This is a genomic window from Maribellus luteus, assembly GCF_003576475.1.
GTDB lineage: Bacteria > Bacteroidota > Bacteroidia > Bacteroidales > Prolixibacteraceae > Draconibacterium > Draconibacterium luteum.
In genome coordinates, this window is record NZ_QWGR01000002.1 from 32360 (window position 1) to 49055 (window position 16696).

The 16696-nt window shown below is 38.3% G+C and carries 11 protein-coding genes; 3 read left to right on the forward strand and 8 right to left on the reverse strand.

Features of this window, described 5'->3' with window-relative positions; all coding sequences use genetic code 11:
- Window positions 1-4 precede the first annotated feature (4 nt).
- Window positions 5-1087, forward strand: coding sequence for a CapA family protein (locus D1614_RS02935; protein ID WP_119436400.1), 1083 nt, complete (start codon window positions 5-7; stop codon window positions 1085-1087).
- A complete protein-coding gene (locus D1614_RS02940; protein ID WP_119436401.1) occupies window positions 1062-2651 on the forward strand; it encodes a glycosyltransferase family 4 protein in 1590 nt (529 codons plus the stop codon). Before D1614_RS02935 ends, D1614_RS02940 begins: the two co-directional genes overlap by 26 nt.
- Here D1614_RS02940 and D1614_RS02945 read toward each other — a convergent pair.
- Window positions 2632-4761: a bi-domain-containing oxidoreductase gene (locus D1614_RS02945; RefSeq protein ID WP_119436402.1), complete on the reverse strand. Its 2130-nt coding sequence runs from the start codon at window positions 4759-4761 to the stop codon at window positions 2632-2634. The genes D1614_RS02940 and D1614_RS02945 overlap by 20 nt on opposite strands.
- 90 nt (window positions 4762-4851) lie before the next feature.
- Between D1614_RS02945 and D1614_RS02950 the strand changes: the two genes are divergently transcribed.
- Entirely contained in the window at window positions 4852-7386 is a 2535-nt protein-coding gene (locus tag D1614_RS02950) for a YfhO family protein (protein WP_119436403.1), read from the forward strand.
- Here D1614_RS02950 and asnB read toward each other — a convergent pair.
- From asnB to D1614_RS02985, 7 genes are all read right to left on the reverse strand, one after another.
- Window positions 7383-9302, reverse strand: coding sequence for an asparagine synthase (glutamine-hydrolyzing) (asnB, locus tag D1614_RS02955; protein WP_119436404.1), 1920 nt, complete (start codon window positions 9300-9302; stop codon window positions 7383-7385). The genes D1614_RS02950 and asnB overlap by 4 nt on opposite strands.
- Window positions 9303-9316: 14 nt before the next feature.
- A complete protein-coding gene (locus D1614_RS02960; RefSeq protein ID WP_119436405.1) occupies window positions 9317-10324 on the reverse strand; it encodes a D-glucuronyl C5-epimerase family protein in 1008 nt (335 codons plus the stop codon).
- Entirely contained in the window at window positions 10321-11595 is a 1275-nt protein-coding gene (locus D1614_RS02965) for a glycosyltransferase family 4 protein (protein ID WP_119436406.1), read from the reverse strand. The genes D1614_RS02960 and D1614_RS02965 overlap by 4 nt, the downstream gene beginning before the upstream one ends.
- Window positions 11596-11601: 6 nt before the next feature.
- Window positions 11602-12807, reverse strand: a complete 1206-nt coding sequence (wecC, locus tag D1614_RS02970) for a UDP-N-acetyl-D-mannosamine dehydrogenase (protein ID WP_119436407.1) — start codon at window positions 12805-12807, stop codon at window positions 11602-11604.
- A 2-nt stretch (window positions 12808-12809) separates the two neighbouring features.
- Window positions 12810-13940 carry a non-hydrolyzing UDP-N-acetylglucosamine 2-epimerase gene (gene wecB / locus D1614_RS02975; RefSeq protein ID WP_119436408.1) on the reverse strand — a complete coding sequence of 377 codons (1131 nt, stop codon included), beginning with the start codon at window positions 13938-13940 and terminating at the stop codon, window positions 12810-12812.
- Between the two features lie 31 nt (window positions 13941-13971).
- A complete protein-coding gene (locus D1614_RS02980; RefSeq protein ID WP_119436409.1) occupies window positions 13972-15021 on the reverse strand; it encodes a glycosyltransferase in 1050 nt (349 codons plus the stop codon).
- A 126-nt stretch (window positions 15022-15147) separates the two neighbouring features.
- On the reverse strand, window positions 15148-16686 hold the full coding sequence (locus D1614_RS02985) for a glycine--tRNA ligase (protein ID WP_119436410.1): 1539 nt from the start codon (window positions 16684-16686) through the stop codon (window positions 15148-15150).
- Window positions 16687-16696 lie beyond the last annotated feature (10 nt).

Genomic DNA, 16696 nt, shown 5'->3' on the forward strand with positions numbered 1-16696 from the left:
GGATATGGAATTTAATGCAAAAATAGGTTTTGTTGGAGATGTTATCTTAAAAACAAGGGGAAAGAAAAATCCATTTAGTTATTTCATTCACGAGTTTAATGAGCTTGACTTACTGATTGTAAATCTTGAAACCATAATATCAAACAAAGCATTTATTCCATCAAAACGAAAATCGGTGTTATTTAAAACCGAAGAGAAGAACCTTGTGTGGCTTGAAGAATTTAAGGACAAAGTTTTATTTTGCTTAAGTAATAACCATATATACGACTACTTTGAAGAAGGTTATAATGACACAATAGCTTGTTTGAATCGCAAAGGGTTTATGTTTTGTGAATACAATAATTCAAAAGTAATTTATTTAAAGGGGAAAAAACTTAATGTCAATAATTTCAACCTTACCGGAGATTGGCAAAAAGAATATAAAAAAGTAAATCTCAACTATGTCATAGATGCAATTAATATTGTTGCTGTTCATTGGGGGAAAGAGCATCTAATATTACCTGCACCATATCAAATAAAACTAGCAGAAGACTGGCTTAGCAGGGGGTTTAAGATAATTGTTGGACATCATTCTCACACGTTAAATCCTATAGAGAGAATAGATAATGATAAAATAATTGCCTATTCTTTGGGCAATTTTAATTCATTTCAGTTCGACATAAAGCCTTCTTTCCTGAATTTGTATTCAGGGTTGCTCACCGTCTTGATAAAAGGTGATTCGTTATCATACCATATGATGCCCTGTTATATCGATGACAATTATTCACCAAAACCGACTGTATTGAATTTTATTGACACTATAAACAACGAGTACCTAAAATATAAACGAAAGCCATTTTGGAAACAAGATGTAATTTTTAAATTCCATACTGCCCCTGAATTTTTCAGGAATAATATTGTTGGAGGATTTTTCCCGCGAATTAGAAAGAACGGATGGAAGGAAGTTTTTCCATTTATTAAGTGGTTTTTTACGCGAGGATTTTTATATATGTGTCTAATACCCTTCTCCACTATGTTTTCATCAACAAAAACGCTGAGAAGATTAAAGAAATATAAATTGAATGAAAAAGAAGAAATTAGTAATTAGTTCCGACTGCATTAAATATTCTTGTTCTGATACGGATTCCTTTAAACTGGAAGACATATACCTATTTATAAAGAATAAGACTATATTCAAGATGTTCCGGAAGTATGATGAAGTTGGTATTGAGGAACCGACTTTGATGTTTATTCAATATATATTTTACAAAAGCCTCATTGCTTTTTTCCTTTCGTCACGTAAGTCTTATTTCTTTGATAATAAGGATACAAGACAAATAACGATATTCTTTATCTTCAAACAGGGATGGATTTGGATTTATGATCTGCTAAGGGCGCCTTTTATGAGGCTTGTAGTAAAACGAAGACTAAAGAAAATATCTCATTTTAATCCAGAAACCAGAACAGAAGGGGGAATATCGCCCATTTATATAAGACAGGAATTATTTCTAGGAATAAAGTCAGGAGGTTCAATAGGACATATGTCTGGGGTTATTAATGCTCTGCTGAAGAAAGGATTACCTCCTGTTTTCTTCTCGACCGATTATATCCCTGAGGTAAGTGATGAGGTTAAAACAAATATTGTTTTACCAAATAATAAATTTTGGAATTCTGAGTTCGATTTAATTTTGAATTTTAACCAAAAGGTCTGTTCTGACATTGTTTCGTGTATCGGCGAGGAAAGGCCTAAGTTTATATATCAGCGCTTTGGTTTAGGGAATTTTTCGGGTAGTCAATTAGCTGAAAAATGGAATATTCCATATATAATGGAGTACAATGGGTCTAGTATTAATTCCAGAAAAATGTGGTCGAATAGTAAAACAATAAAATATGAAGCACTTTTTTGGGAAATTATAAAAACCGAGGCAAATTGTGCAAATTTAATAGTTGTTGTAAGTAAGCCATTGAAAGAAGAGCTTATCGAATTGGGAGTTGAAAAGACTAAAATTCTGGTTAATCCCAACGGTGTTGATCCTGAAAAGTATAATCCAAATATTACGGGGGATGAGCTTATTAAAAAGCATAGTCTCGAAAATAAGACTATAATTGGTTTCATTGGTACTTTTGGTGTTTGGCATGGGGTGGAAAACTTATTGGAAGCCTATATTCTTCTTTTAAAGAGAAATCCTGATTACAGAAATACGACCAAACTCATGTTAATTGGAGACGGCAAACTGATGTTTCAGGTTAAAAACAGAATCGAAGAAGAAAACATCAGCGATAATGTTATTGTTACCGGACTTGTCCCTCAGAATGAAGGGCCAAAATATCTTTCCTGTTGTGATATTTTGTGCGCACCAACAAAACCCAATCCTGATGGCTCCCGATTCTTTGGTTCTCCTACAAAGCTTTTTGAATATATGGCAATGGGAAAAGCCATTGTTTCATCGGATATAGAACAACAGGGCGAAATTCTGGAACATCAAAAAGATGCGATTCTTACTAAGCCGGGAGATGTTCCTGCGCTTGCGGAAGGAATATCTCATCTGCTTGAAGATTCCTTATTAAGAGATACTCTGGGAAGAAACGCCCGAAAAAAAGTAATTGAAAATTACACCTGGGAAAAACATACCCAAAAGATTTTAGACTCTCTTATACAACTGCAAAACTGATTTCAGTTGTCTGTATCATATCCCAAAATTCAATGGGCCAGGCTCCACCCTCCTTTAGGCTTTTATATAAAGCTATTAATTCCTCTTTCTGTCCTTTTTGACTAGCTGTGCTTGTGATATTTTCTACTTTGATTCCAAATCCTTCCAGTTTTTTATAGTCGGTCATTAAAATGGATTTTTCGTCGAAATGCACCTCCATTTGTTCTTTGGGCAGTTGTTTACTTCCATTTGCAAAGTAGTGAATATTGCAAACTGAACCGTCTTTGTATTTAAGGACTATGGCAACATTGTCGGAGCTGCTAAAATAACCTGTCTTAGGATTGAGTTTTTCGTAACTGATACTTTCAACTTCAGAACCCGTAAAATAGGTCATCAAATCTATAATATGACAAGCTTCTCCAACAATCCTTCCTCCATCTTCATGTACCCAATGATCCAATGGAATGTACCCAGCATTCATCCGGTATTGAATAAACAATGGGTTTATTCGCTTATCGGTATGCTTTTTTATTTCGTTTGCGTATTTACTAAACCTGCGGTTAAACCCTGGCATTAGGACTGGTTTATCTTTGGTTTCGTTGGCGTAAAACTCCTTGATTTTATCTAAACCTTGCTGAGTAGTTGATAAGGGTTTTTCCACAAAAACGTGCTTTCCTGCTTCCAAAAACTTCAATGCAAGTTCTGCGTGGCTATCATGACGAGTACAAATTAATGCTAAATCAACATTCTTATCGTTTATTATGTCTTCGACATTGCTTGTTACAACATTCGCCCCAAACTGAGTTCCAAGCGCTTTTGCTTTATGTCCGGTTCTGTTTACAACCGCATAGAGGTTATATTTATCCGACAAATCGTTAAGATTTGGTAAATGCATTCCAGTGGCAAAAGAACCGGCACCTATTAATGCGACATTTATTTTATCGTGATCAACCTTTTTATTGTTAACAATGACTTTCCTAGGATGATGTAAGAGGGCTGCTAATTCGTCAGATGGTTCTCCATATTCAAGAATAACCATTAGCGGCTTGTTCTCTTTGTCGTGGTATGTATTGTAGGCTTCTTCTACATTTTCGATTGGAAAAGTTTTCTCGATAATTCTATCCAGTGTTATTTCGCCAGAACCGAGTAACCGCAAATACTCTGTCATATTTCGGTTTTCAGTCCACCTTACATAACTAAAAGGGTAATCCAATCCTTTTTCTTCGTAATTATTATCATACCTGCCAGGCCCATAAGATGTGGAAATCAGGAAATCAAGTTCTTTAGCATACATGTCTCCTCTTTTTATTTCCATCCCGGATACGCCTACCAATACTACTCTTCCCTTTCTTTTACAGGACTTAAAAGCATCTGATAATGGTCCGGAACTAGCAGTGGCTGCGGTAAAAAGAACCGCATCTGCACCGTAACCATCTGTGTGGTTTGTTATTAATTTTACCTGATCTTCTTGTGCCGGGTTTATGGTAAGCTCTGCTCCTAATTCTTTAGCAATCGATAATCGCTTGTTATCAATATCAACAGCAATTACCCTCACCCCTGACACTTTCAGCATCTGCACCGATAGTAAACCTAAAATTCCGGCTCCAACTACAACTGCTGTTTCTCCAAAGCGCAAATCGGCACGTCTTACCCCTTGCATCGCAATGCCTCCCAGAGTAACAGTTGAGGCTTCTTTAAAATCTAAGCCATCGGGCATTTTCATGACAAGATTCTGAGGGACATCAATAAATTCGGCGTGATTCGCTATTCCTGCCCCTGCGGCAGCGACCTTATCGCCAATTTTAAAACCTGATACTCCTTGGCCTAACCCAATTACAACACCACTTGCAGAATACCCAATCGGTTTTCCTCCTTCTTTTTGCCCTTTAATACGTTGCATGGTTTTCTTTATACCATACTGCTGGATCATTCCCAAGCCTTGCTTTACTAATTCAGGTTGATCTAAGGCCAATTGTATCAACGATTTTTTGGTAACGTCAATGTTTGACATCTCTGTTCCTGCAGAGATACAGCTATTAACGACTTTTATTAAAATACCACCATTTCTAGTCAAAGGAGCGGGAATGGTTTCATTGATAACTTTCCCCTTTTTTACGATTGCTTGTTGCATATTGATAATTGGTTGTTGCGGCGAATTTAAAAAAATTTTAACCAACACTAAAATGTGCTACTTTTGTGTACCACATAAACTTTCATTAATATGAAATTGAAAAAGTACTTGCCTTATCTTGTTGCCTTATTTTTGTTTGCAATTTTTACCGTTATATATTTTGCCCCTTCCATTTCCGGGAAAATTATCTATAGTTCCGATGGGGTGAGTTCTATTGGGTCTGGTCGAGAAGTTTCAAAATATCATGAAGAAAGTGGGGAGAGATACAATCCAATTATATGGACTAATTCGTTATTTTCAGGTATGCCTACCTATATGGTAGCTGCTCCAGACTGGAAAAACAAGACAATTAACATTACGCGGATTAGCAGAAATATATTCAACACCCGGTATGCCTATATTTTTGTCGGGCTTGTGGGAGTCTTTTTATTCTTAGTAGTGCTTGGGATCAACCCCTGGCTAAGCATTGTGGGGGCATTTGCTTATAACCTGGCTTCTTTTCATTATATATTAATGGCTCATGGGCATAATGCAAAAGCCATGGTTGTCAGCCTGTATGCCTATGTTTTAATTGGTATGATACTGGTTTTGAGACATCGAAAGTACTTTTGGGGAACTTTATTGTTTACATTTTCTGTGGTATGGCAAATTGTAGCAGGTCATATTCAAATGACATATTATTTACTATTTATCGCTTTGGGATACTATATTGCAGAAGGGGTAATTATGTTTAAACAAAGACAACTGAAAGAGTTTGCCAAAGGCACAGGATTATTGCTCTTTGGAGCTGTCGTTGCAGTTAGCACCAATACTGGAAAATTATGGACTGAATATGAATACGGGACGCATACCATGAGGGGAGGAAGAGAAATAACTTCTCAAAATACACAGGCCTCTGCTTCCGAAGCATCAAAAGAAGGACTTAGTAACGAATATATTCTTGCCTACTCTTACGATTTAGGAGAGTCTTTTTCCGGATTCTTGCCTCAGGCCAAAGGACTTTATAAACCGCTGTCAGAACAGTCTGCATTATACAAAGCATTGAAAAGTAGCGGGAATGAGGCTGTTGCCAAATCGTTTAACAAAGATGGGCAATATTTTTACTGGGGACACCAAACCGCCTCTGCGGCACCGTTTTATTATGGTGTTGTTGTTTTTGTATTGTTTATTCTGGGTTTATTTTTAGTGAAAGGCCATGTAAAATATTGGTTGGCATCGGTCGTTTGTGTGACCTGGATACTTACCATCGGGAAAAATAGCTATGGAGAATATTCTGGATTATTCTATAGTATTCAAAGTTTCTTTATTGAATACATTCCGTTGTATGACAAGTTCAGGGATGTTAAGAACATTGTGTTCGTGCAGTCACTGGCAATGATGTTACTTGGTTTTATCGGATTATCAAAACTCTTAACGAAGGAGCTTCCAAAGAAACAACTAACAACGGCACTTAGGAACACCGCAATTGTTGTTGGTGGTTTGTTTTTGATTATAGCTGCATTTCCCACAATTCTGGGCAATACTGCTTCGCCCAGAGATGCAATGATATTTAAAGGATGGCCCGAATTCTTGATGACTGCACTGCAGGATACTCGCGCAGAAGCAATACGTAGCGATGCGTTCCGAGGATTAATTTTTGGAGGGGTAACGCTTGGCTTATTTTTACTGGTAGTAATAGATAAGTTGAAAGGAAGTTATGCAATTATGGGTTTGCTGGGCATCATTTTTATAGATATGGTGCCATTTGATCTCAAGTCACTCAGTTATGACACCTTTGTGAATCAAAAATCAACAGATAAGTTGATACAAGAAACTCAGGCAGACATTGACATATTAAAAGATAAAGATCCGAATTATAGAGTCTTAAAATTTGGAGATACTTTTAATGACGCTCTAACTTCCGCGTATCATAAATCGATTGGAGGATATTCTGCCGCCAAATTAAGCCGTTATCAGGATTTGATTGAGTATTGTCTTTCCCCATTTATGAGAAAAGTTGCTGCAAGTAAATCAAATGCAGAAATGCAGGAGAGCTTATTTAGTAATAACGTTATAAATATGTTGAATACTAAATATTTCATTCTTGACGAAAATGCCCAGCCGGTAAAAAATCCTAATACTTATGGTAATGCATGGTTTGCTCATAGATATATCACTTCAGATGGTGCATTGGATGAAATTACAAAGCTTCAGACAATTGATGCGAAGGAAGAGGTAGTTGTTGATAAAAGGTTTGTACATTTTGTTGATTCTAAGGTATTCGCAGAAGACTCTACTGCGACTATTTCTTTGGAAAAGTATCATCCGAACCATTTGGAGTACAAAAGTCATACAGAGAGTGAACAAATGGCTGTTTTTTCGGAAATATTTTATGCTCCCAATGGTTGGCAGGCATATATTGATGGGGAAAAAGCTGATCATTTCAGAGTGAACTATGTGTTACGGGCAATGATTATTCCGGCAGGTGCTCATACTGTTGAATTTAAGTTTGAGCCTACTTCGTATTACACCGGAACGAAAATATCATTAGTGACTTCCTATCTTCTCACGTTACTACTTATTGGTGGTGTTGCATTTGAAGGTTATAAATATTGGAAACGAAATAAAGGAAAAAAAGCGGTTTAGTCTTTGTGGGAAGGATTGTTCTTTAAAAACATCTTTTCCCATTTAGCATAGCCTAATACTACCCAAAGATAGTTGTAATGCCAACGTAATTTAGGATGGGCAGGATAATCTAAAATGCGTCGAATATAACTGTAGTTGAAAATGCTTTGTTGGCGGATAAACTCTGGTGTAAGCTCTTTCTCAATCTCGGCTTTAAGGTCTTTTTTGAACTGTAAATAAGAATTCACCGTAAACCCCCATTTTTTCTTGGTTATAATTTTGGGTGGTAGTTTATCCTCCATTGCTTTTCTAAAGATAGCTTTTGTTGTACCATGATTAATCTTCATTTGTACTGGCAACGAAAAACCGAACTCTACCAAATCTTTATCCAGAAAGGGTACCCGTTCTTCTACCGAATTAGCCATTGACATGCGGTCATTCGTCAACAGATAGTCATTGACCATCTTGGTTTGAAATTCTGTCAACAGAACTGTATCAACCGCATTAGTCCCTTTCTCGAGTGCATCGAAGAAAGGTTTAAATTCATGAACCACCTGCCAACGCTCTTTCAACACCACATCACAATATTCAGGGGCATAAATTTCTTTATAAAAGCCTTCGTCGAAGTCCCAAACATTGCGAATAATCAGATAAAAACGTTCTATTTGACCAATGGATAAAAGCATCTGAACTCCTCGGCGATATTCATCAAAACGCAAAGTTCTACTTGAATTCTGGAGTTTGAATAAAATATCCGACTTAATTCGGGCCAGTTTCTGCATCCATCGCGGCATATTTTGATGCCACGTATTAAATGGATAGATAAACTTATGAATGTCGTATCCGGCAAAAAGTTCGTCACCGCCCAATCCGCCAAGAACCACTTTTATGTTTTGGCTTCTGACAAATTCCGACATTTTATAGCCTTGTAATAAATTTATTTTGGGTTCCTCTGCATGCCATATTACTTTATCCAAATCTCCGAGAGGATTCATGGACAAACTGTGTGTGTGATGGTTAGTATTAAATGCTTTGGCTATTCGTTCTGCATCAGGAAATTCGTCAGTCGGTTCGTTAAAACCAAGCGTATAGGTGTTGATTTGAGAGACACCTATTTCGTGCATCTTCTGGACAATCGTAGAAGAATCAAGTCCTCCCGAGAGATAAACTCCGATAGGGACATCACTGATCAATTGACGTTTTACAGCTTGTTTAATGTGAAAATTAACACTTTCGATCGCTTCGTTTTCCGAAATAGTATGATTTGTTTCAGGAGTAAGCTTCCAATATGGTCTTACCTCCAGGCTATTATTCTTAAATACTGCATAGTGAGCAGGAGGCAAGCGCTTAATGCCCGCAAAAAGTGTTTCGTTACTTTGTGTATAGCGCAGATTTAGATGGTAGTGCAGAGCCTTGTAATTAACTGCAATATTATATTTGGGATGTAGAATAATGGATTTTTGTTCCGATCCGAACAGGAATACACCGTCTTTATGGTAATAATGCAACGGCTTTACCCCGAAATGGTCACGTCCCAACATGAGTACCTTTTCGCTCAAATCATAAATAGCAAACGCAAAAATGCCGTTTAACTTATCAACAAAGTTGGGCCCGTGCTCTTCATAGAGATGGACTAATATTTCGGTGTCGGAATTGGTAGAGAAGTGGTGACCTTTACCCTCCAGCTCTTTCCGAACTTCTTTAAAATTATATATTTCACCATTGTAAACAACCGCAATAGTCTTGTCTTCATTAAAAATAGGCTGGTTTCCGGTACTTAGGTCAATAATAGAAAGCCGGCGATGTCCCAATATACAATCGCCGTGTGCAAACAGCGATTTATCATCAGGGCCACGGTGTGCAATTGCATCAAGCATTTGGGACATTAATTCCCGGTTGTTTTTTCCTTCTTCTATTATTCCTGCAATACCACACATAAGAAATTCCTTTCTTACAGCCTGTTCATTTTTCTGAGTGCTGTAAATTTTAGCTTATACATTCTTACAACATTAAAAGAGCGGTCATAGCTTCTTAACTTTGAAACGTATTCCCCTATTATTTTATTCCCTGAAATGCTTTTTAGAATCTGCAATTGAGCTGTAACCAACCTTAAATATCCGACAGTACAGGGGTCGTTGGAAGGATAAAACTCCAGGTCGCAAAGATTAAATTTCATCCAAAATCCCAAATCATATTCGGGTAAACGTTTAACTAGCCCATCTATTCCGGCATTAAATATTTGGAGAGCTAAATTATGCCCATCTGCATCCACATCCAGAGTTATCGCCCTAACCGCGTCATACACTCCGAAAAGAGAGAACATATGGCCATCTAGTACACGCGTAGGTTTTTCGGCAATATATTCCTCGTAAAAAGGTGCAGTGTTCAAGTCAACTGCCACTCCTCCTTCAGAAACGCTGTAAGTAAACGGGACCAGGGCTTTTTTGCAAACTTCCAAATATTTTATGTTTCCGGTTAGTTGCCAAGCTCTCAATAAAACAGAAAGTCCTCTGCTTTGACTGAATGCCGATTTCCATGGTTTTGTAATACGGTATTCTGGTTTTGGGGTTTCCGTTAACCAATATACACCGACTTTATCATCCTCGGTTTTGTTTTCATAAAACCATTCTGCAATTCTCAGGAAATGTGCTTTTTTTTGCTCGTCATGCGTATTCAGATACGAATGGAAAACAGCCAGGGCATATTGTCCTATGGTGATCGGGTAGTAGTAATAGCCGGCCCGATCTTGTACGTCAATATAAGAATGAACCTGGGGAACTCCATGATCGTCAAACTGAAATGCCTTGTTCCCTCCTCTACTGTTTACCAGTTCTTCTTTAAACTTTATGTAGTAGTAGTTTAAATCATTTGAGTAATCTAAATTGAGTTCTATCTCTTTGTTCTCTTTTAGGTCAGTACGAAGTCGTTTTAAAAAGAATATGATCTTTTTGATTTTCATGATAATCCGTCAAAAATTTCTGCTAATCTTCTGCTTAATTCTTTTCTCTCGTAATTCTTTACATTCTTATTTTGCCCGGACAGAACCTTTTCCTTCAATCGTTGCTCGATAAAATCCTTAATTCCTTCAACATCATCATAGTCAAACAATACTCCGGAACCAGTTTCTCTTAAAATATTATCTACACTACATCCTTTTTTGCCAAGGCCAAGCACCGGGATGCCGCATCCAAGATAATCAAAAAGCTTTCCTGCAATAAATAAATCGTTGTTAGGAACATTGTCAATTGGCAGAATGCATGCTGTACTGGATTTTATTTCAGCAATAACCTCCTGGTATGGAATGTATGGATTATAAACAACAATATTTTGTAAGTTAAACTTTGAGATCTCCTTCTTGACTTCATCAGAGATATTACCGATAAATTTTAATTCGATGTTTTTGTAACTTTCCGATTGCAGGACTTTTAGAAGAGAATATGGGATTCTCTCCTTGGGTAAAGTTCCTGTATGGATCAATGTTATTTTTTTATTTTCAGAAGGAGCTACTTTATCGATAAACTCTGCATCAAAACCATTGGTTATGGTTTGTATTTTTTCTTTGGGTATCTGATACTTCTCGTTGATTAACCGGGTAAATCCATCGCAGGTGGTAATAATCCTATCCGTGTTATTAAAAACCTTATGCTGTAGCTTAATATTCCGTCTGAATGGATATGAATTGGGATTCATAGTTTGGTAGGTGACAAATTCCATCCATGGATCACGAAAATCAGCGACCCATTTCAATTTTGATTTTTTAGCCAGCTTATTAGCAATAAGTTGAAGCGAATGTGGAGGAGAACAGGAATATATAACATCAATATTTTCTTCTTTTATTATTTTCATCCCTGCTTTTACGGCGAAGCTCATCCACCCAATCCTTGCATCCGGAATAAAAATATTCATCCGGATAAAATGAGCAAATCTTTCGAAAAAGCTTTTCTTCTTATTCGTTAGAATATAGGTGTCTATTTTTGCATTTTTCTTTTTCCCGGTAAGCCATTTGTAAATTGTAAAAGGTTCAATTGTCAGGGTCTTATAAACCTTTACTTCTTTAGGAATCTCGTTTCCTAAACTATTGTCGACTGCCGGATAATCTCCATTCTTAACTGTCAAAACTATAGGCTGCCAACCGAATTGTGGCAAGTACTTAGCAAACCGGAGTACCCTTTGCACTCCCGGACCTCCGGAGGGAGGCCAATAGTAGGTGACAATCAGAACTTTTTTCACTTAGATTCAATTTTTAAGAACTCCGCAAAAATCAAGGAGAACTTTATCATTTGCCTGTTTTATAGCATTAAACTCTTTGTGAGCCACAAGAAAAACTACAATGTCGGCATTTTTGTACGCTTCTTCATAGGAAGTCAGCTTAAACCTATTGTGAGTTGAAATATTTGGTTCTGCAATAAACACATCTCTTTCAGTCAATTCCTGCAGTAACAGCTCAACAATATATTTTGCCGGAGATTCCCTTAAGTCATCGATATTGGGTTTAAATGCAAGTCCCATAAGTGCAATGGATGGTTTTCTGCCATTCTCCAGTTCATACTTAAGTATAGCATTTTTAGTTTGTTCCACACACCATAGAGTTTTGTAGTTATTTATTTCGCGGGCTTTTGCTATTATTTTTGATTCTTCAGGAAAATCAGAAGTAATAAAATAAGGATCGACTGCAATGCAATGTCCTCCTACGCCACATCCGGGCCATAAGATATTTACTCGTGGGTGTTTGTTTGCCAATTCGATTAATTCCCAAACGTTAATTCCAGCTTTATTGCATATTATCGAAAGTTCGTTTGCAAAAGCGATTTGAACGTCCCGGCTCGAATTCTCAGTCAGCTTAACCATTTCTGCTGTTCTTGCATTTGTGCGATGCAATTTTCCACGAACGAACTTTGTGTAGAACTCTATTGCTGCATCTGTAGATTTATCATCAATTCCACCTATTACCCTGTCATTATTTTCCAGTTCAAAGATCACATTACCGGGTAATACTCTTTCGGGGCAGTAGGCAATATTGATTTTGTTATGAAGTTCTGGACGTAACGAAAAGATCAGTTCGGCCATTTTTTCTGTAGTTCCAATTGGCGATGTAGATTCAATGATGTATGTATCTCCCTCTTTCAATAAATTGATAATACTTACGGTCGCTGCTTCTACATAGGAAATATCGGGTTCATGATTTCCTTTAAATGGAGTGGGAACCACAACCAAGTATACATCACTTAATTCCGGTTTTAAGGAGGCTGTCAGGTTGCCTGATTCTACTACAGATCTGGTCAGTTCGCCTAACCCTGGCTCAACAATATGTATCTTCCCCTCGTTTACCGTATTGACTATATCTTCATTTATGTCAACACCAATTACTGTTAGCCCTTTAGACGCAGAAACTACTGCTGTTGGTAGTCCTATGTATCCTAGTCCTATAAAACAGACCTTCATCTCTATATTGCTTTTAGGTATTCTATAATTTTTTCTGTTGCTTTGCCATCTCCGTAGGGATTATGCAGCTCGCTCATTCTCTCAAAATGCCCGGAATCCTTTAATAGTCTTTCCGCTTCCAGTACTATTTTTTCTTTATCTGTTCCTACTAATATTACTGTTCCAGCCTCTACCGCTTCAGGTCTTTCTGTTGTATCCCTCATTACGAGTACTGGTTTTCCCAAGCTTGGAGCCTCTTCCTGAATGCCTCCCGAGTCAGTTATTACAAAATATGATTTCGACATTAGGTAAACAAATGCCAGGTACTCTAAGGGTTCTATAAGAAACACATTACCCACATTATTTAATATTTCGGTTACAGGCTTTCTGACATTCGGGTTTAGGTGCATCGGGTAAACAATATCTATATCAGGATTAGAAAGGGCAATTTCTTTCAGAGCCTCGCAGATATTGATAAAGCCATGCCCGAAATTCTCCCGCCTGTGTCCGGTTACAAGTAAAAATTTCCTTTCACTGATACTGTATCCTTTGTCCCTGATAGCACGTTCTATCGATATTTCTTTATTTCTGTCATTTTTTATTTTATCCAGAACTAAAAACAAAGCATCAATTACCGTATTGCCCGTAACAACAATATTTCTATCGGAAATATTTTCTTTTAGGAGATTGTTTTTTGCGAAAACGGTAGGGCAGAAATGATAGCTTGCAATTCTTCCTGTCATTTGGCGGTTCATTTCCTCAGGCCACGGAGAGTATATATTGTTTGTTCTGAGTCCTGCTTCAATATGAGCTACCGGAATTTGCTGATAAAAGGCGGCAAGTGCGGCAAATGTAGAAGTGGAAGTATCGCCGTGTACAAAGACAATATCAGGAGTAAAATCTTGTAAGATATTTCTTATGCCCAACAGCACCCGGGCACTTATATCAAATAGGTCCTGCCCTTGTTTCATAATATCTAAATCATAGTCGGGCTTAATATCAAAAATATCCAAAACCTGATCTAACATCTCTCTGTGCTGTGCAGTAACGCAAACTTTTGTCTGAAAGTAGTCAGAATGCTTCTCAAATTCCTTTACCAATGGAGCCATTTTTATGGCTTCTGGTCTTGTCCCAAAAATTATTAATACTTTCATCTATTTGATAACTCTTTTAAAAGGTGCAATTTTATCGGCTTTCCAGTTTCTTTTTACTGTAATAGTTTTTTACGAATCCTTCTGCTTCTTTTCTTCCCAGTATTTTTGTTTGCCAAAGAGCTTTGATCAGTCCCAAACCATATGCAAATACTTGTATATTTAATGTAACCGGTGACAGTATGGCAGCCTTAATGTTTTTATATTGAAAAAATGATTGAAAAAAGGCAGTCAGGTTTACCAGGAAATACACAATTCCCGTTGTTGCCCAGAGGTATCCGCCCCATTTGGGAAAAATCATCGTAAAAAAAACAAGTAGAATCAAGCCAAGGACAACCATTGCCGGAATTAGATGAATTGGTTTTAACAGGGATGGATGAGCCAATGATAAATTAATTCGAGCTACTCCCCAATTAAAGATTTGCCGGTAAAACTTCGAAAGGCTGGTACGGCGCTTGTGGTAAACAAAAGCATCCGAAATCAAACCAACTTTATAACCCGCATCATAAATTCGCTGAGAGAAGTCCATATCCTGCCCGTGGCGAAGTTGGTTCATTCCTCCAATATTTTCAAATACCTTCCGATGGATTCCCATATTAAAGCTGCGGGGATAGAATTTCCCAATACTTTTTTTCTGTCCCCGTGTACCACCTGTACCAAGTTTTGATGTCATGGAATAGGTAATGGCTTTCAATAAAGGGCTGAATGATTCATGACAAGTATCAGGACCACCAAAAGCTTCGTAACCGTGTTGTTTTATTTCTCTATCGATCGTACAAAGCCAATGGGACGGAAACATACAGTCTGAATCAACAAAGATAAAGTATTGCCCGGAAGCATTTCTCATCCCATTATTTCTCGCTTCTCCCGGGCCTTTGTTTTCTTGATAAATGATTCTTATTTGTATGCCTGTCTTTGACCGATAGTTCTCAATATAATTCTGGAACCCATCTTTTGACCCATCATCCACAAAAAGGAACTCAAATCTTTCTCTGTCAAAATCAAGCTTCTCTGCACTTTCCAAAAGCTCCTTAACTTCTCCGGTGCGATTATACACCGCTATTATTATCGAATACATCATCATTACATGAGGCTTCTTTAATTTTTTCTTTAATACTCAGGGAAACATAATTGGCCGTAGAAAAGAAAGGAAGTGCTATTAAAAACAAAATCCGATTTTTGCGTGAACTTTCGTCTTAACAAGCAGAGCCTAATTTATCTTCCCAAACAAATTCTTCATACTTACCTGTTCGCCAATGATCTTTCCAAGGTCGGCGATGGCAACGCGTTCCTGTTCCATGGTGTCACGGTAACGGATGGTAACGGTGTTGTCTTCCAGCGACTGGTGGTCAACAGTTACACAGAACGGTGTTCCAATGGCATCCTGGCGGCGGTAGCGTTTCCCGATCGAGTCTTTCTCGTCGTACTGACAGTTGAAGTCGAACTTCAGGCTGTCGATGATTTCGCGCGCTTTTTCAGGCATTCCGTCTTTTTTTACCAGCGGCAGAACGGCCAGTTTTACCGGAGCCAGGGCAGCAGGGATTTTCAGTACCACGCGTGAGTCTTTCTCCAGCTGTTCTTCGCAGTACGAAGCTGAAATTACCTGAAGGAACATGCGGTCCAGGCCAATCGATGTTTCCACTACATACGGAACGTAGGATTCGTTCAATTCAGGATCGAAGTAGCGAATCTTCTTGCCCGAGAATTTTTCGTGTTGCGAAAGGTCAAAGTCAGTACGTGAGTGAATACCTTCCACTTCTTTAAAACCAAAGGGGAATTTGTATTCCACATCAACCGCAGCATTGGCGTAGTGGGCCAGCTTTTCATGTTCGTGGAAACGGTAGTTTTCATCGCCAAAACCAAGGGCGCGGTGCCACTTTATCCGTGTTTCCTTCCATTTTTCAAACCAGTCGAGTTCGCTGCCCGGACGAACAAAGAACTGCATTTCCATTTGTTCGAATTCGCGCATACGGAAAATAAACTGACGCGCTACAATTTCGTTGCGGAAAGCTTTTCCGATCTGTGCAATCCCGAAGGGGATTTTCATACGGCCGGTTTTCTGCACGTTCAGGTAATTCACAAAAATTCCCTGAGCGGTTTCCGGGCGCAGGTAAACCTTCAGCGCGCCGTCGGCAGTCGATCCCATTTCGGTGGCAAACATCAGGTTAAACTGGCGTACATCGGTCCAGTTACGGGTTCCTGAAATAGGACAAGCGATTTCTTCGTCGACAATAATCTGGCGAAGTTCTTCGAGGTTGCTGTCGTTCAGTGCCTGCGCAAAACGGTTGTGCAATGCATTCCATTTTGCCTGGTTATCCAGCACGCGCTGGTTGGTTTCGCGGAATTGTTGTTCGTCAAAAGCATCGCCAAAACGCTTGGCAGCTTTGGCCACTTCCTTGTTTATTTTTTCTTCGATTTTTGCCAGCTGTTCTTCAATCAGCACATCGGCACGGTAACGTTTTTTCGAGTCTTTGTTGTCGATCAGCGGATCGTTAAAAGCATCCACGTGGCCCGAAGCTTTCCAAATGGTAGGGTGCATAAAAATAGCGGAATCGATTCCTACTACGTTTTCGTGCAAAAGCACCATGCTGTCCCACCAGTATTTTTTGATGTTGTTTTTTAACTCAACGCCGTATTGTCCGTAATCGTACACTGCTCCCAGCCCGTCATAAATTTCGCTCGATTGAAATACATATCCGTATTCTTTGCAGTGTGCAACCAGTTTCTTGAAAATATCTTCTTGTGCCATTTTTTGTTAA